At 38.0% G+C, this 18,298-nt stretch carries 15 protein-coding genes and 1 tRNA gene; 11 read left to right on the top strand and 5 right to left on the bottom strand.

Annotated features, from left to right (window positions below; all coding sequences use genetic code 11):
- The first annotated feature begins 36 nt into the window (after positions 1-36).
- Together CZ809_RS00495 and CZ809_RS00500 are read left to right on the top strand one after the other, a co-directional pair.
- A tRNA-Asp gene (locus CZ809_RS00495) sits at positions 37-113 on the top strand.
- A 671-nt stretch (positions 114-784) separates the two neighbouring features.
- Entirely contained in the window at positions 785-1,435 is a 651-nt protein-coding gene (locus CZ809_RS00500; RefSeq protein ID WP_080155499.1) for a DUF1919 domain-containing protein, read from the top strand.
- Positions 1,436-1,500: 65 nt separating this feature from the next.
- On the opposite strand, the gene CZ809_RS00505 is transcribed toward CZ809_RS00500, so the two are convergent.
- Together CZ809_RS00505 and CZ809_RS00510 are read right to left on the bottom strand one after the other, a co-directional pair.
- Positions 1,501-3,126 carry an AMP-binding protein gene (locus tag CZ809_RS00505; RefSeq protein ID WP_210434267.1) on the bottom strand — a complete coding sequence of 542 codons (1,626 nt, stop codon included), beginning with the start codon at positions 3,124-3,126 and terminating at the stop codon, positions 1,501-1,503.
- Between the two features lie 290 nt (positions 3,127-3,416).
- Entirely contained in the window at positions 3,417-4,670 is a 1,254-nt protein-coding gene (locus tag CZ809_RS00510) for a leucine-rich repeat-containing protein kinase family protein (protein WP_080155501.1), read from the bottom strand.
- Between the two features lie 230 nt (positions 4,671-4,900).
- Between CZ809_RS00510 and CZ809_RS00515 the strand changes: the two genes are divergently transcribed.
- From CZ809_RS00515 to CZ809_RS00550, 8 genes are all read left to right on the top strand, one after another.
- Positions 4,901-5,620, top strand: a complete 720-nt coding sequence (locus tag CZ809_RS00515; protein ID WP_080155502.1) for a L,D-transpeptidase family protein — start codon at positions 4,901-4,903, stop codon at positions 5,618-5,620.
- A gap of 130 nt (positions 5,621-5,750) precedes the next feature.
- Positions 5,751-6,212 carry a TetR family transcriptional regulator gene (locus tag CZ809_RS00520; protein WP_080155503.1) on the top strand — a complete coding sequence of 154 codons (462 nt, stop codon included), beginning with the start codon at positions 5,751-5,753 and terminating at the stop codon, positions 6,210-6,212.
- Positions 6,213-6,428: 216 nt separating this feature from the next.
- Positions 6,429-7,844, top strand: a complete 1,416-nt coding sequence (locus tag CZ809_RS00525; protein ID WP_080155504.1) for a TolC family protein — start codon at positions 6,429-6,431, stop codon at positions 7,842-7,844.
- The gene (locus CZ809_RS00530) at positions 7,844-8,818 is read left to right on the top strand and encodes an HlyD family secretion protein (RefSeq protein WP_080155505.1); all 975 of its coding nucleotides are present in this window, start codon (positions 7,844-7,846) and stop codon (positions 8,816-8,818) included. The genes CZ809_RS00525 and CZ809_RS00530 overlap by 1 nt, the downstream gene beginning before the upstream one ends.
- A 4-nt stretch (positions 8,819-8,822) precedes the next feature.
- Entirely contained in the window at positions 8,823-10,007 is a 1,185-nt protein-coding gene (locus CZ809_RS00535) for an ABC transporter permease (protein ID WP_080156507.1), read from the top strand.
- The gene (locus CZ809_RS00540; protein WP_080155506.1) at positions 9,994-11,133 is read left to right on the top strand and encodes an ABC transporter permease; all 1,140 of its coding nucleotides are present in this window, start codon (positions 9,994-9,996) and stop codon (positions 11,131-11,133) included. Before CZ809_RS00535 ends, CZ809_RS00540 begins: the two co-directional genes overlap by 14 nt.
- A 175-nt stretch (positions 11,134-11,308) precedes the next feature.
- Entirely contained in the window at positions 11,309-11,782 is a 474-nt protein-coding gene (locus CZ809_RS00545; RefSeq protein ID WP_080155507.1) for an outer membrane lipoprotein, read from the top strand.
- Between the two features lie 429 nt (positions 11,783-12,211).
- A complete protein-coding gene (locus tag CZ809_RS00550; protein WP_080155508.1) occupies positions 12,212-13,498 on the top strand; it encodes an MFS transporter in 1,287 nt (428 codons plus the stop codon).
- A gap of 99 nt (positions 13,499-13,597) precedes the next feature.
- Here the strand turns inward: CZ809_RS00550 and CZ809_RS00555 are convergent, their stop codons facing one another.
- The 3 genes from CZ809_RS00555 to CZ809_RS00565 form a co-directional block, all read right to left on the bottom strand.
- Positions 13,598-15,577, bottom strand: a complete 1,980-nt coding sequence (locus CZ809_RS00555) for a flavohemoglobin expression-modulating QEGLA motif protein (RefSeq protein WP_080155509.1) — start codon at positions 15,575-15,577, stop codon at positions 13,598-13,600.
- Positions 15,564-16,589 carry a glutathione synthase gene (gshB, locus tag CZ809_RS00560; protein ID WP_080155510.1) on the bottom strand — a complete coding sequence of 342 codons (1,026 nt, stop codon included), beginning with the start codon at positions 16,587-16,589 and terminating at the stop codon, positions 15,564-15,566. Before gshB ends, CZ809_RS00555 begins: the two co-directional genes overlap by 14 nt.
- 127 nt (positions 16,590-16,716) lie before the next feature.
- Positions 16,717-17,073, bottom strand: a complete 357-nt coding sequence (locus tag CZ809_RS00565) for a MaoP family protein (RefSeq protein ID WP_080155511.1) — start codon at positions 17,071-17,073, stop codon at positions 16,717-16,719.
- A 221-nt stretch (positions 17,074-17,294) separates the two neighbouring features.
- On the opposite strand from CZ809_RS00565, the gene hdfR reads away from it, so the two are divergent.
- A complete protein-coding gene (hdfR, locus tag CZ809_RS00570; protein WP_080155512.1) occupies positions 17,295-18,155 on the top strand; it encodes an HTH-type transcriptional regulator HdfR in 861 nt (286 codons plus the stop codon).
- Positions 18,156-18,298 lie beyond the last annotated feature (143 nt).

Below are 18,298 nucleotides of genomic sequence, written 5' to 3' on the forward strand. Positions count from 1 at the left end.
CTAGAAATTTGATTTAATCGAATTTCATACAGAATTGGAGCGGTAGTTCAGTTGGTTAGAATACCGGCCTGTCACGCCGGGGGTCGCGGGTTCGAGTCCCGTCCGCTCCGCCAACACAACGAATCCTCGTCAGAAATGACGGGGATTTTTTGCATCTAATGTATCTAAATTCTAATCAATAGAACGTAATATCCCTTTGCTTATGATTGCGACCCGTCACGCTAGGGGGGCGCGCTGATTTTCGGAATGGCAAGTTCACGTCCGCTGCACAATACAACGAATCCTCGTCAGAAATGTGAGGATTTTTGTATGTAGAATAATCAGATTTTAGGCAATGATACAAATTGCTTATTTTTTATATTTACAGTAGATCTGTCTCTGTTGCGGTTATCTTGCTCTTCTAATATTTAATTTATTTATATAATATATTGATAAAAAAATAATATAATAAGAGATGTTGTTTGTATTTGAAATAATACACAGTTAGATGAATTATATTATAAGACTATAATTTTTAATTGAATTAATATTGTATAACTTATCTGAGTTGCTGTGATAAGTGAAAATTATTCTATGTTTTCATGAATAAGAGTAATATAGTAGTTTTATTATATTAATAACAATTATATAAACAATTAATTTTTTTGTTATATATGAAAGAATTACTTATTATTAAGTTAAACATATAAAATTGAATTATATTATTTGTTTGTTTTATCTTGGTATAATTTATATAATAAATTATAGTCAATTTTTATATTTTAAAAATCCCCAAGGATAATCAATGATTCAACGAGTTATAGCATACGTTTATAAGAGAACCTTATTTAGAGTTTATCGTTCTTATGTAAATGATAAACATAAGAAAAAGTTAACGAATGAAAATTTTAGTATTATTTCCAATAACTGTATTGGTGGTATTACTTGTAGCGATTTAGATCAACCATTTAACTCACCTACTGTTGATTGTTTCTTTTATTCTAGCTGTTATATTAAATTTTGCCAGAATCTAAAATACTATTTTTCACAAGAACTTGTTGAGGTTCCTGAATCAAAGTATGCGGGTAAATGTAACTATGTTGTTGCGCATCTAGATGATATTGAAATTCACTTTATCCATGATCAAGATTTTTCATTAGCAAAAGAAAAGTGGGATCGCCGTAAGCAACGTGTTAACTTTGATAACTTATTCTTTACTATGTCTGATCGTGATCTATGCGATGAGAGCGATGTTGATGCTTTTTTGAATATAGATAAAGATCGTGCAATTTTCTTCTCAGCACAAAACCGTTCAAATGCGAATAACTTTATTTATTGTTATGATGAAAAAGGTGAAATTACAACACCTCTTTTTGCTATGTATCGTACTTTTGAAAAATACTTTAATATGGTTGAATGGCTTAATACGGGAAGTGTTAAAGCTGGTGAAAAATAACATAATATATAATAAGTACTAAATCTATTATTAGATTTAGTACTTAAATTTAAAAATACTATTTATTATTGCCATTTTATTAGTTGTTTATTATTCCAATTATCATCAAGTGTTGCATAGTGTTGTTCTAATACATGACGCTTTATTTTTAATGTTGGTGTTAAAATACCATTATCAATACTCCATGGTTCTTTGATCATCAATACACCTTTTATTTTTTGATGTGATTCAAGCTCAGTATTAATTTTTTCAATAATCGATTGGAGTTTTTTCTCATAACGCGATTGATCAAATTGAGTATAATTGTGGGCGATAGCTAATAAAATAGGTGCGGCCATTCCCGATCCAATTAAACAGACCATCTCAAAATTACCTAAATCCATTAAACGTTTTTCAATAGGGACCGGTGAAACAAATTTGCCTTTCGCTGTTTTAAATGTGTCTTTTTTACGACCTTGAATCGTTAAATAACCATCGCTGTCTACATCGCCGATATCACCAGTATATAACCAGCCGTCATTGTCAAAACTTTCTTGGGTTGCTTGTGGATTGTTATAGTAACCACTAAATAAGCCTTTACTACGAACTAAAATCTCTTTATCTGCTGCAATTTTTAATTCAATACCGGGACCTGCACGACCGACAGTACCAATTTTATCACTACGATAAGGATGATTAAGGGTGCTATAAGCAAATGATTCGGTCATTCCCCATGCTTCGGTAATATTAAGTCCAATACTTTCATACCAAGATAATAAGCCAGCAGATACGGGAGCAGAACCACAGCCGAGCACCCGTGCTTGATCGAGTCCTAATCCTTGCGCTAATTTACGTTTAATGAATGTCGAGATGAATGGGATTTTAAGTAGAATATTTAATTTAGGTTGTGGCAGTTTATCTTGGATCCGTTGTTGGAATAAGGTCCATAAACGAGGTACAGATACAAATATAGTCGGTTTGTGCATTTTTACATCGTCGATAAATGTATCGAGAGATTCAGGAAATGCGACCTGTAACCCTGACATAATTGAAGAGCCAAAGATATACACACGTTCGGTTATGTGTGCTAGTGGCAAGTAAGAAAATAGGCGTTCATTACTTTCTAAACCAATATGTTCAATAATTTTGTGTGATGACCATACAAATGCACCATAAGTTAACATTGCACCTTTAGGCATGCCTGATGTGCCTGAAGTGTAAACAATCGACATTAAATCTGTATCATGATGTGTTCGACGTTCAGTCGTTGGTGAATATTGTTCAATAAGGTCATCGAATTGATACTGACATGTCGGTGTGCCAGGGTAAGAAAAGGCAATTGTTGGTAGGCTAGCGTGGTTAGTTATGACGTTATTGATAACGGTTGGGCTGTCTAATTTTCCTATAATGACTAACGCTGCATCACTATGATCAATACAATGAGTAATGGTGTCAGCCCCCGCGGTAGGAAAGATAGGGACACTAACATAACCACCTAACATCATGGCTAGATCACAAATAAACCACTCGGCACAATTTTTAGAAATCAGCGCAATACGATCACCGGGCTGAATGCCCAGTTGCTGAAATGCAGTAACAAGCCGTAGTGCTTTATCAGCAACACTTGCGTAAGTGTAATTTACAAATTTACGATTAATAATTTGCTTTAAATAAACATCGTCAGGACACTCATTGGCCCATTTGATGATCATATCAGCAGGTGTTTGCAATTGAGCCATAAGCACTCCGATTGATAAATGGACCGAAATTCACCGTGTTACTATAATGTTAAATTTAAGCTGTTATATTTACTATAGTCAAGAGTGTATATACTAGTTAATTAGTCTTATATAGCCTTACAAGACGAGAAAATAAAGCTAAGAATTTGAATAATAACACTTTGATGAGTTGTATAAATAACTGGGCGTTGGACTTACTCAATTTAGGTGTCTTATGTGACATGAATAAATTGAGTAAGGATATTAGAAGAGAACAATGGTAATTAAGCGGAAATATAACCTTGGGCTTGGGTGTATAATTGTTGATATAACGCTGTATTCTTATCTTGAGTATGACAAATAGATAATAAATCCTCAATAAAATAGCCAACAGCTCGCCACTCAATAGCGGTAATTTTTTGTTGTTGTTCTGAGGATAAATCATCATAAATAGATGCAGCCCCAAAATCACCCACTAAAATATTAGCATTGTCGTCAACTAATACGTTATGTGTGTAAATATCACCATGAGCCACGCCTTGTGTCTGCATATGGCTAATTACATCGACCATTTGTACAATAATTTTCATGATTGCTTCAATTGACAGTGTAAATTCAGTTGGAAATGTATCGCGAGTGCATGTAGTTAAAGTAGGTGGTAATCCAAGATTATGATAATGGGCTGGAATTAATGCCATTATCAATGCGAGATAATCGGGTTCGCTAACTTGAGCTAATGATGCCACTAAATTGGGGTGTGAGCCTGTTTTTAAACATGCATTTAATTCATCTTGCGGGTAACCATCTGAAGTGACTTGGCCTTTAAATACTTTAACCGCAATGTCGTTATCTAGTTGATGTGGGTTAGATCGCCATTGAGCTAAAGAGATAACTCCAGAAGCCCCTTGTCCTAATATTTTTTCTAGTTGGTAATCATTTGAGGCAACATCAGGCAGTGAATTAGTAACCTGTTGATAACGATTGAAATGATTACCAGAAAAAGCAAGCCATGCTAATTTGGGTAAATCTAATAGTTGATCTGGAAAGGCGGTTAATGCATTTGCGGATAATCGAATTAATTGTAAGTTAACTAATCGCTTCATTGAGAGTGGTAGCGCTGTTAGAGCGTTACCTGCAAGTGCCAGTTTTTGTAAATGGATACAATCGCCGAGTGCTTCAGGTAAGGCTGTGATTTTATTATCGGTTAAGATTAGCCAGCGTAATTTTTTAGGAAGTGCACTTGCTTCAACAGTAGTGATCTGATTTGATTTAAAGCCGATCATTTCTAAATTAGAACAAGAGCCTAAAATCGTGGGTAATGCTGTAAAGCAGTTATTAGAAATAAAAATAATGCGTAATTTAGTTAGCTGGCTGAAACTATCAGGTAAATGGCTTAATTGATTGTTGGTTAGATCTAACACTTCTAAGCTGTTTGCAAGCGTGAGAATCTCTTCAGGAAAGTGAGTCAGTTGTTCGCTTAAAGCTAAATGAGTGACACCTTCAAGTTGGCCTGAGCGTAATTGTTCTAAAGTCTGCAAAATCGTCTCATTTTTAAATAGGTATAATTTATAATGCTATTGTAAAGATTTTAAAGGGTTAGATCACGACTACTGTATAAGTTTACGAAATCATGAAAATTGACGTATAAATTGATGGTTGTTTAAGCAATAATTCGAGTAAACTGATACTATTCAGCCATAGAGCATGGTTAGTTATCGGTAAATTACCGCAATGTTATGCGTGTAGAAAAATTATCATTGAGGGTAGTGTGCTAAAGAACGTTATTTGTCCAGTAATGCTAGTGTTAACATCAATCAGTTGCGCACGCGCAGAGCCGTTATATATTCCATCATCAACTTATTCATTATATCCACCAACAGGCAGTCGTACTGTTAGTGATGTTATGAACCGTTATTCGCCTTTTGTTGAGCCACGACTGAAACGGTATTTTGATAATGTTGGGTTAACTTATCCGCCGCAAAACATTGCTTTATTTGCGATGAAACAAGAGCAAAGCGTTGAGCTGTGGGCGAAAGAAAAGGGTAAATGGTCTTACGTAAAACATTATGATATACAAAAAATGAGTGGTCATATGGGGCCGAAAATGCGTGAAGGCGATAAACAAGTACCTGAAGGCGTTTATCAAGTGTCATTACTTAACCCTAATAGCCGTTATCATTTATCAATGAAGCTCAATTATCCTAACGCATTTGATCGAAAGTATGCGCAACTAGAAGGACGTACTGCACCGGGGAGTAATATTTTTATTCACGGTAAAGAATCCTCTATAGGTTGCTTGGCTATGGGAGATTACGCGATTGAAGAATTGTTTTTATTAGCTGAAAGGACGGGTATTAATAATATCGAAGTACTGATAAGCCCACACGATCCTCGAAAAGGTAAATTGCTCGCTGCAAACACGCAACCATATTGGACTAAAATTTTATATCGTGATATTGAACAACACGCGAGAAAATTTAATCGTTAATTATGCCGCTTTGCCCTAGTTAAGCGAAAAACATTTTGTAATACTACAGCGAACCAATATTCTTGACATGATTATATCGTGTTAAGGGTATTATCGTTGCATAAAATGATTAGAACAGAGCCAACGCATTATGCCCAAGCGTAGTAAAGAAGACACAGAGATCACTATTCAGACCATCATGGATGCTGTGATTGAGCAAATATTGACCTTAGGTTACGATAAAATGTCGTATACCACCTTGAGTAACCAAACGGGTATATCAAGAACAGGCATTAGTCATCACTTTCCTAAGAAGCAAGATTTTGCTCATGCACTTGATAGTCGCATCTACCATCTCTTTGTTGATAAGTTGGATTTAACTGGGGATTTGCAGGCATTTGCAACAAGTTGGTCTGCTGCATTAGATGATGAAAGTTTTCGCGCTATTTTACGATTATTGTTCCATCATATCTCCTCTGCTGAAACATCTCATGAATTTGCTCATCGTGGCATTGAACGTTTGTTTATGCTTTGTGAGCAACGTTACGGCAAAGAAAGTATTGGTGAACTAGAGTGTTTATTAGGACGCTCATTAATTCGTTTAGCACGTTAATTATTGCTTATTGAATAACTGTGATTATTTGACTAAATATTAATAGCCCACTTTTTGTGGGCTATTTTATTTGTAGTTAAAACGGACATTATTATTTGTGCTGAATAGATAGATAATTAAAATAACGTAATCATTTCATTATCTGTTAAAATTTATCATTTTAGAGTATGTACTCTATATTTGCGCATTGGCTGGAAAGAGGTTAAAGGTTAATACATGAAGATTAGGCCATTGATGGTGAAGCAACTCGCGATTGTATTATTAGCTATCGTCCCAACGGTACACGCTGCCCCCGTTAGTTTTAATGATGCATGGCATACTGTTGTTACGACAAATGATGGCTTAGCGGCTGATCGAGCCAGTGTTGAACAAGCACAATATATGCAAGATGCAGCTCGAGATATGTATTTACCTAAGGTTACCATAGGGGCTAATTATACTCGTTTAGATCATGATATTAAATTGTCGCCATCCGATCTTTTTGGTAGTACTTCAGCTTCACAGACTGAAATTGGTCAAGTGATCAATAATATTATATCTAATTCACAATTAAACTCGGCGTTGACATCTAATATTTCTGATCGTGATGTATTTACCAGCTCGATTCGTGCTATCTGGCCAATATTTACTGGTGGTCGAATTAATGCGGCACAAGATATTGCTGAAGGAAAAACAGACCAAGCAAAATACATGTTAGCCATGCAGCAACAAGCAAAGTTTGAAGACTTATCCCGTTTTTATTTTGGGGTAGTATTAGCAAAAAATGTATTACAAACCCGTACTGAAGTAGCGAGTGGCTTACAACGTCATTATGAAGATGCCATAAAGTTGGAACAGCAAGGTCAAATTGCGCGAGTTGAACGGTTACAAGCGCAAGCCGCTTATGATAAAGCTAAAGTCGAACAACAGAAGTCTTTACGTGATTTAGAAATCGCACAAGTAGCGCTAACGCAGCTATTAAAACAAACTACGCCTGCAATGCCATCAACCGGGTTGTTTATTAATCATTCATTACCACCGATGTCTGCTTTTGTTGATAAAACCTTAGCGACGTATCCCGGCTTACATATTTTGGATGCTAAACGTAAGCAAGCGGGAGGCTTGATAGATGTTGAACAAGGCAAATATTACCCTGAAGTGTATTTATATGGTGATTATAACTTGCATGACAGTGGTAGTTTAGCCGCAACACTGGCTCCTGATTGGGCTGTAGGGGTTGGGGTGAGTGTGCCACTGATTGATAACTCTGGTCGTTCAGGGAAATTAAGTGCAGCGCATTCAATGGTGACACAAGTTAATCACTTACAAGCGCAAGCACAGCAAGATCTAACGGTATTAGTTGAAAAAACGTACCGTGAAGCGAAACAAGCATTAGAAGAATATAACGGTCTTGCATCTAGCTTAGCACTGGCGAATGAAAATAGTGTCTTGCGAGAAAAAGCGTTTGGCCAAGGATTATCAACGTCATTAGATGTCGTCGATGCCGAGTTATTTGTTGCCAGTATTAAAACGCAACGGTTAGCGGCAGCTTATCAATATGTCGCGAGTCTAACGCGCTTACTTGCTATCAGTGGCGAGATGAATACATTCAAAAATTATCAGCAATATCAAGGGATCGAGGTTAAATTATAATGAGTAAGTTAAAAGCAATTGCAGTGGCGGTGCCTGTTATCGCAGTGGTTGGATGGCTCGGTTATACCTTCTGGCATGCTTACCAACCTCAACCCGAACGTATGCAAGGTCAAATTGAAGCCCAGCAATATAATATCGCCTCTAAAGTACCGGGGCGTATTGACAAAGTTTTAGTACGTAAGGGTGATGAAGTACAACCTGGACAGTTGATTTTTACTATTTTAAGCCCTGAAATTGATGCTAAATTAGAACAAGCACAAGCGGGCGAACAAGCTGCGGGAGCATTAGCTCAAGAAGCAGAAAATGGCGCTCGTATTCAACAAATTGCGGCGGCAAAAGATCAGTGGGGTAAAGCAAAAGCGGCGGCGGCACTGATGCAAAAAACTTATGTTCGTATAAATAACCTATATAAAGATGGTGTATTAGCAGAACAAAAGCGTGACGAAGTGTATACCCAATGGCAAGCGGCTCAATATACAGAAAGTGCTGCTTTCCAGATGTATCAAATGGCTAAAGAAGGCGCGCGTGTTGAAACTAAACGAGCAGCTCAAGAAAAAGTAAAAATGGCAGCAGGCGCTGTTGCTGAAGTTCAAGCTTATGTTGCTGATACAAAAGTAAGTAGCTGGCATAAAGGTGAAGTATCACAAGTACTATTACATGATGGAGAATTAGCACCACAAGGTTTCCCCGTGGTTAATATTATTGATATTAGCGATGCTTGGGCTGTATTTAATGTTCGTGAAGATAAATTAAAAGATTACCAACAAGGTAAAACCTTTAACGTGACTATTCCTGCACTAGGAGATAAAAGCTATCAACTGAAAGTGACCCATGTAGCGGTTATGGGTGACTTTGCGACGTGGCGTGCAACCGACACCGCGAAAGGTTTTGATATGCGAACGTTTGAAGTTGAAGCTCGTCCAACTCAACCTATTCAAGGGTTACGAGTTGGTATGAGTGTGATTGTTGAGTAATGATATGGTTGTCTATTCAGCAATAAAGAACGAGTGGCATACTATTTGGCAAGATAAATGGTTGCGAGCGTTAGTTATTTGGCTTCCTGGATTGTTATTTTTGACGATGTGGGCGATTTTTGCGACGGGTATAGCACGTAATTTACCTGTTGGTATTGTGGATCTTGATCATAGCCAAATGTCACGCCAGTTAACGCGTTATATTGATGCCAGCCCAAGTATGGCCGTGACACGCCAGTTTACCGATGATCACACAGCCAGTGCTGTAATGCGGGCTAATGACATTTATGCGATGGTGGTGATCCCAGATAACTATGAAAAAGACGTTAAGTTGGGACAAGCTCCCCAAATTACCACTTTTTATAATGGTCAATTTATCTTAATTGGTAAAGTTATTAGCTCGGCAATGCTGCAAGTTGAAGGCACCTATAATGCTGGTGTTGAGGCAATGAGGAACATGAGTTCTGGCGCGTCAGTGCCATTACAAGCATTAGGTCAAGCGGTGCCTATTCGTGCTCAGATAACCCCCTTATTTAATAGTAATAGCCATTATGGTCAATTTTTAGTTTCAGCGATTATTCCGTCTATTTGGCAAATTCTAATTGTAGCGACGACTGTGTTGGCATTAGTACATGAGGCTCGTGGCCAAGGATTATGGCGTTGGTTAGCACATACTCCGTGTCAAAAATTATTAGGTAAGTTACTTGCTTATTCTGGTTTGTTTTTAATTCAAGGTGTGCTGTTTTTATGGTGGATGTATGTTGCGCTTGATTGGCCAATGCATGGTCAATGGGGAATATTGATTGTCGCGCAGCTATTTATGGTGTTTGCTTGTCAAAGTATGGGGAGCTTGATTTATTTTGTAGCAATGGAAGCGCCACGGGCAATGAGCTTTGTTGCCGCTTATACTGCACCTGCGTTTGCCTTTATGGGGATCACCTTTCCTGCTACTGATATGCCGATTATTGCTAAAATGTGGCGTGGATTGCTACCCGTTAGCCATTATATTGAAGTGCAATTACAGCAAGTTGATTATGGTAGTGGTTGGTATCAAGCTTTCCATCAATTGGCGATATTAAGTAGCTTTATTTGTGCTTTATTTTTAGCGATGGGATTAATGTTAGTTCGCCGTAAAAAAGCATTGGCGACCATCGGCACTGTCGTGGGAGATCATCATGAGTTGGGGTGATTTATTTAAACATGAATTAAAAGCTATTTTCAGTAATTTTTCATTGGTATTTACTGTCTTTGGTGGGGTGGTGTTTTATTCATTTTTATACCCATTACCGTATATTAATGAATTACCACGAGAACAACGGGTGGCAGTGGTTAATCTTGATCATAGCCAAATGAGTCGTGAGTTAATTAGAATGGCGAATGCCACGCCACAAGTTCATATTACACAACATCTTGGCAGTATTCATGCTGCGACAGTTGCGCTAGAAGATCGGCAAGTGGATGGTATTTTGGTGATCCCTGAACATTTTTATCGTGATGTGATGATGGGAACCAGCCCAACATTGGCTTATGCTGGTAATGCTGCCTTATTCTTAGTTTATGGTACGGTAGTTGAAGGCTTAAATGATGCCGGCAATGGCTTAGCCATTAAAGCCAAAATAAACCGTATGATGTTGACCGGAGATGGTGCAGTTGAGGCAACTCAGCATGTGACAGCCATGAAGCTTAATATGCGGCCAGTATTTAATGTCACCATGGGCTACATCAATTATGTTGTACCTGCCGTTTTTGTGTTGATTCTACATCAAACCTTATTAATTGGTGTTGGAATGATGGGAGCAACAGAGAATGAAGCGCGCGCTGCGGGTAAAACAGGATATTGGGCGCACTATCCTATTTGGATGGTAATGACGGTACGCGCATGTTTATTTTGTTTGATTTATTTACCTTTAGTGATGTATTACTTTGGTTTTAGTTATGTTTATTACGGTGTGAATCGGTTGGCATCAATAGGTGACTTGATCATGATGACGATCCCATTTTTATTAGCCGTTATCATGCTTGGTATGGTATTGGGCCAATTATTGCCACGTTGTGAATTAGTCACATTAGTTGTACTTCTGAGCTCGTTACCACTGGTATTTAGTGCTGGATTTATTTGGCCACCGTCAGCGATACCTACAGCGATTAACTATATTGCGCAATTAGCGCCTTCTACGGCGGCAATCAATGGTTTCCTTGGACTTAATCAACTTGGCGCGACGTTTGCTCAAGAAATCGATCGCTGGGGCCAGTTATGGCTACAGTTTATTGGTTTTGCAGGGATCAGCTATTGGCTGATGCGACGTTCACGGTGAATAATTAAATAATAAAAAAGAGCATTTAGGTGCTCTTTTTTTTGCATTTAAATGTACGCTGTTTTATATTGGCGCTAGTTGCGTAAATAAGATGTGGCAAATGTTAAATTTACAGCCACACTTAGTAAGCAGAACGAGACTTTAATAGTAGGAGGTTGTCTTGAGTCATAAATCGATGACGAATAAAAAAGTAATGGTCGCTGTGGCAATGGTATTGTCATTCGGTGTTGTAGGCTGTGCTCAAAACCCTTATGGCGATGCTTATAATGTTGATGAAGCTCGTACTATGCAAACGGTTTCGACTGGAACAATTACCAAACTAGATGCCGTCACAATGAATTCTGATGGTGAAAGCACGATTGGTACACTTGCCGGTGCTGCTGTCGGCGGTATTTTAGGATCTAAAATTGGTGGTGGTTCAGGCTCTGATATTGCAGCCATTGGTGGTGCACTTGCTGGTGGTGCGTTAGGTAGTAGCGCTGGTGATGCGATTGGTAAACGCCAAGGTGTCAATATTGTCATCAAACTTGATAGTGGACGTACTGTTGCTGTTGTGCAACAAGTTGATCCTAATATGATCTTTAAAGTTGGACAACGCGTCGATCTTTATCAGCAAGGGCGTACAACACGAGTTGTTCCTGCCAATTAATTTGACCGCATGATTAATAAAAAGGCAGTGAAGACTGCCTTTTTTATTGGCTATTATTTAATAATATTATTTTAGATCTTGTGGTTTGTTATTCTGCTGGCGAGAATGTTGCTCTAGTTAGTGTTTCATGTTGATTTATGATCGTTAAATTAGTCTTTTTTTAACTAAAAAAAGTCGTTTTTAGCAAATTATTATGCTGTCAGTCATGATTTGGTCTTCATGAGTTGCTGTTGTTTTCATATATTTGATTTTATATTCTATAAAATTTAAATTTATTAGGTTTTTATCTGGTCGGATAAGTTTATGTATTAATGTTGCAAATGAATATTCCAAAGACTAAATAATGAACGAATAATTAAATTGTAACTAATTGTGTCGAAGAGTAGGCTGTGCGCTCTCTAAAAAACCTCTTTGAACGATACATATTTAATGAATAATCCTAAGCTCGATGCGACTTATAAACGCCTTCGTTGGCAAATAATTATCACGACTTTCTTAACCTATACAGTGATGTATATTTCAAGAAAAGCGTTTGCTGCTGCGGCACCGTTGTTAATGAAAGATCTTGGCATGACCGTAGTTCAGTTTGGTTTAGCCTCATCGATTTATTATATTCTATACGGCCTTTCAAAATTTAGTTCAGGCCTTCTTGCCGATAGAATTAACCCTCGTTTATTTTTAGCTCCAGTACTTGTTGTTATTGCCATTATTAACGTTGGTATTGGTATGACGAACAGTGTCACTATGCTGTTAGTGTTGTACTGTTCTACGGCTATTGTTCAAGGTTGTGGTTTTCCACCTATTGCGAAAGCGATCAGCCAATGGTATTCAAAATCTGAACGTGGAGGTTGGTATTCACTTTGGAATACTTCGCATAATGTTGGCGGCGCATTAGCACCATTAATTGCCTCTGCTGTGATTGCTTACACAGGTAACTGGCGTTATGCGTTTTATGTACCAGCGGCTATTACTGCCGTACAAGCTTTGATTGCCGCTATCTTGATGCGCGGTAAGCCTGAAAATTATGGTTTACCTAACGTTGGTGTATGGCGTAATGATGCGAAACAACTAGAAATAAATGAGCGTTCTGAAGCTGGATTATCAATGTGGGTAATGTTTCAACGCTACATTTTAACTAACCCAATTATTTGGTTAGCGATTGGTGGTGATTTATGTATCTACGTTATTCGTACTGTTTCAAGTGACTGGGTAAGTGTTTACTTCGTTGATGTGCTGCATTGGGATTTGGTTAAGTCTAATTCTTTAGTGGCTTGGTTTGAAGTCGGCGGTATTGTTGGTGGCTTAACCTCTGGTATCATCTCCGATAAATTCTTTGGTGCCGATCGTTGGAAAACAATTTTAATCTATAGCTTTGTGTTGATTGGCGGTATGGTAGGTGTTGCTCTAACTATCCATATGAGTTACTTACTTGTAGCGCTATGCTTCTTCATTATTGGTGCTGGTATTTATGCGCCACAGATGCTATTTGCTTTAGGTATTATTGAAGCGTCACATGCCGATGGTGCTGGTGCGGCAACGGGTCTTAAAGGTGGTGTAACTTATATTGGTGCAGCGCTTGCTGGTGCGCCGATTGCAATGATTGAAACAGCTTACTCATGGAATGGCGTGTTTACATTGTTAGCGGCTATTGCAGTAACATTAGTTGTGTTAATTTGCGTTATTATTCGTGTTGATAGTAAACGTCTACCTATGTAATCTTTTGATTTTATGGGTAATAAAAAAGCGACCATCATGGTCGCTTTTTTTGTATCTCGATATTAGTAATAATAAATGATGAAAAATTTATACTGCAGATTATCGAATAGAGTTCAACATAAAATCCATTACAGGATCTATATCGGCATCGATATCCAATGCTTTTGGCATAAAGCTTGGCGTATTTAAAATACCACGCTCAATCAGTTCATCAAGTAACGGTTTAAATTCAAACCCTGTTTTACCAATAAATAATGAGGTTAGGTCTTCTGTTTGGTACGCATGAATGGCATCTTTTAAGCCACGTAAGTAAAGGAAGTCTTTTGTAAAACCACCACCACGATAAGCACGAGCTGTAATGGTAAAGGCTTCATCATCACATACATCATAATCATGACGTAAACTATTAAAACAATCGTTAAAACTGTCGCCATTAACCATCATTTCAACTGCAACCACACGTAACGCCAATGTTTTTAGACGATGAAGTGGAAAGTTGCCAGATAAATGCTCACATAAAATCGCTAGGCCTTCTTGAGTATGGGTATTACCTGGTAAGCCTAGTTGTAAAATTTTAAGTGGTTGTCTTTCAGCATTAACTGAAGTAACAAGGTGAACACCTAATTCATGGTGGATCAACGCATCTAAATCATCTTGGGTAAAGCGACTATTTGGATTAACTTTAATCACTTTGCCACTTACCATTGCACGGGCAATTAATTGCTTTGATGATACTACTTTGCAAGGGATGTCATATTCAGCAGCCGCGATTTTAAAGGCTTCGATTGCTTCTTTAGCACTGATATTTGCAGGTTGTTGATCTTTATATTCACATGCATGAAGAATAAATTTCGCATTAGCAATATCACGCTCATCAGGTTGCCCGTAATAGCGCAATGAATTGTATAAAAATTCATCAGTGCCAATGCTGCATAGCAAATCAATACGTACAGCTAACTGATCGATAACTTTACGGTACATTTTTTGTACGTCAGCATCACGAATAGTTTCAACGGGTAAGCGATAAAGCTGCTCGCGGAATTTATACGGATCCAAATCCAGTTGACGGTAAGTAAACTGTGGCTGATAACTGTATGGCTTATTTAAAAAACGTCTTTTTTCTTGCTTTAGGTTAGTTGGGTTAATATAGCTTAAAGTATTGATACCTCTTGCTATTTTATACAGCTGACGGTCAAGGTTTAGCACTTCTTTTGAAAGGTTAGATGCTAATACATCACTACCAGTAAGCCCTTTAGCTTTAGTGCGTTTAGTGATAGTGAACGCTGCATGTTCAGTGATCACTGTCTTCATCGATTCATTCAATTTTTCAATCACGAGTGGGTAGGCTTCGCCTCCTTCTTCGTTCATGAAAATCTTTTTCACCTCAATCGGCATAATTAAGGTGTTTTTGAAGTGTTGCTTAATAAAAGCGGCTTGGTAGCCTAAACCTTTAAAAATATCATTCTCAAGTGCATTGACATCAATATTAGGTAGCTCAACATTGTTAAGCCCTTCTAATAGAACATCAATTTCTTTACGCCAGCGACGACGGTTAACCTGCATCGTGCCCACATTAAATGTCGGTGTTGCAGTATCAATGCGTTGATAATTGTACGAATGAATATCATAAATTAGGCATAGTCCAAATTGCAGCTCTAACGTCTCTACTAAACACTGTAGAATACGGTAGTAACTTTGGTGCTTAGCCAAGGTTATTTCGCGTTCAGCATCACTAAGAGGCGCTAGCCAAACATTTTTACCCCATGCGTCATCATAGATGCAACTTTCAGGTGCACGATTGAGATCATACTCATATCGTGAATCTTCACCTTGCAATACAATCGGTAATGAAGAAATAAAATCACCAGTAAAGGGATCTTCTTCAAAATAGCGTTCTTCTTCAGTCAATGCACACTGTGATTGCAATGACTGACGTAGTTTATGACCGTTATGGATCGCTGTTGCGATATAAGGTTGATACTCACTGATGCGAATCATTAAGCTACCATCATCGAGATGGGCTTCAAATGGCGTAAGAGTGCGGATTTTTTCTAAAATTTCTAACTCAGTAAGCTGCATCTGCAATTACCTTCCGAAAATCGTTTTTGCGAGTGATGCCAACCTCTTTTGCCATTACTACGCTTTCTACAAAATCGAGCACATTACGCTGTAATTTCACACGGTTTAAGCGATTAATACGGGTAATGCCGCCAGGGCTTAATACATTAACTTCAACTAATTTGCCGTTAATTACGTCTAAACCAACGAAGTAAAGGCCATCACGTACTAACTTAGGACCAATGTGCTTACAAAGGGCAAGTTCTTGCTTGGTTAATACGTGTTTTACTTCGCGACCACCGGCATGAATATTTGAGCGTACATCGCCTTCTGCAGGGATACGACGCATAGCACCGATAGGTTCACCATTAAGTAGCATGATACGTACATCGCCTTGCTCAGCGCCTTCAATGTAGTCTTGAAGAATAACGTAGTTTTGATCATCACCAATGTAGAAATCTAATAGTGATTTAACGCTTGATTTAGCGCTCTTTTCAATCAAGATAACGCCTTTACCGCCGTAACCATTTAACGGTTTAAGAATCATGCGTTCTTGTGGTGATTCATCAAGAACACGTTCAAGGTAATCACGGTTTTTAGACACGTGAGTAACAGGAATAAATTCTTTGTTTGGATCGGGTAATGAAGCGGTATAAAGTTTGTTATTAGCTACACGTAGGCCATCAATATCGTTAACGATAAAGGTGTGGTCGCGCACTGAATCAAGGAAGTTCAGTGCCATGGTGTCTAACGGTGGGTTAGCACGCATAAAAATAACGTCAAAGCCCGCTAATGGTAGTTCGGCGTTATTAAATTCAGCTTTGCGGTAGAAGCTTGGAATATTGTTTGAGACTTCACCTTTTTTTAATACGTTACAGAAAGCAATTGCCATACTGTCGCGCATGGTTAAGTTACTCGGTGTTGTAATTGCAACCGTGTGACCGCGGCTTGCGGCTTCGTGAATCAAACGTAAAGTAGAGTCGTTTTCTGCTTCAACGCGTTCCCACGGATACATAACAAAACAAATTTTCATAGCTATACCAAAAAGTGGCCTGTTAAATTATTGCACAGGCTAATATAAAGAAATAAGCCATCACACAGAGTGGGATGGCTTCATTTTGTTGGCGATTGTCTTGAAAATCCGTTTCTAAAAGTATTACTTAATAATCGAGATCGTTATCAGTGCCACTATCGCTATCATCATCTTCACCGAAAGAGCCTGTCGTATGTGCTCGTTGTGAAACACATAATGTATAACTACGTGTTTTATGACTGGTGTGGTTTAGGTATTTGAGCCAACATTTACCAAATTCAGACACTGCTTGTTGTTGGCCTTGAACTTCAGCTAAAAACTGAACTTCAGACTCATCAATAGGTTGGGTAGTGCCATCAAATAGCGCTCGCATAGAACGTCCATAGTTTTCTAATACGCTGGCTTCACTAATAGTAAAAACACCCGAGCGGTTAAAGCCGCGTGGGAAATTTTTATCGTCGTAAAATTTACCTTCACTTCTCATTCATAAAGTCCTTGATGTGATTTGCGCTGATATTTATCCAGACTTGCAAAGTTGTAAATCAATTATTTTTTATTGTTATGATGAAAATATTTGATTAATATTCAGCGATAATAGGTTGTACTATTCTATTAGGTATTAACATTGAATTTATTCGCTATATAATGCGCGATTTATACCGTTTCTTTTTTATTTAACCTACTCTTATTATTGAGAATTTTTCCGTGGATACTGAATTACTTAAAACGTTCTTGGAAGTTACCAAAACACGTCACTTTGGTCGTGCTGCAGATAACTTATATTTGACCCAATCTGCAGTTAGCTTTCGTATCCGCCAGCTTGAGTCACAATTAGGTAACCCACTATTTTCTCGTCAGCGTGGAAATGTGCATCTTACTGCTGCTGGTGAGCGTTTACAGCCTTATGCAGAAGCAATTTTGCAAACGTGGGGGCGAGCGAAACAAGATGTAGCGTTAACTGATAGTCTAAATACCCAGTTGGCGATTGGTGCCTCGCCTTTATTTTGGGAATTTGATGGTATCTCAGTTTGGATTAATCGTATTTATGCCACCGTACCCGGCCTTGCTTTACGTTTAGAGTCTGTAAAACGAGAAGGTATGGCAAAACGATTGTTTGATAAAAGTATTGATTTGTTCATTACCAGTGAACCACCTAAAATTGAAAACTTACATGTTCAAAAAGTACGTGACTATCAATTACAGTTAGTGACTCACCAACCTAATTGTAATATGCATAGTGTGCGTGACATGCCTTTAATCTATCTTGATTGGGGAACGCGTTTTTCGGTGGAACACAGTCGCATACCTGAATTACAGCGTACGCCTGTACTGCATACCCATTCATGCAAAATGGCACTCGATTATCTTTTGGCAAATGGTGGGGTTGGATATTTTCCTTCGCTTATTGTCTCAAGTAACGCTGATTTGGGTAAATTGTATGTTGTTGAAGACGCACCAATTATGGAGCAGAGTCTTTATTTAGTATGGCGCGAAGGTAGTGAAAAAGAAGCATTAATTAATGCAATTGTCGATGTTCCGTTTCAGAATGTGATCGAAAGCATTTGATTTGAATTATTTGTCATTACCAGTAAAATAACTTGTTGTACGGGAGCGATTTCCTGAATTAGTCTAAGAAAAAATACTGCTAGGGTAAGAAACAATGAACTATGGACCGGATTGTCTGTCATGTTTTTTGCATCAACTTAGCA

Origin of the sequence: Photobacterium piscicola, from assembly GCF_900166965.1 — a bacterium.
Taxonomy (GTDB): domain Bacteria; phylum Pseudomonadota; class Gammaproteobacteria; order Enterobacterales; family Vibrionaceae; genus Photobacterium; species Photobacterium piscicola.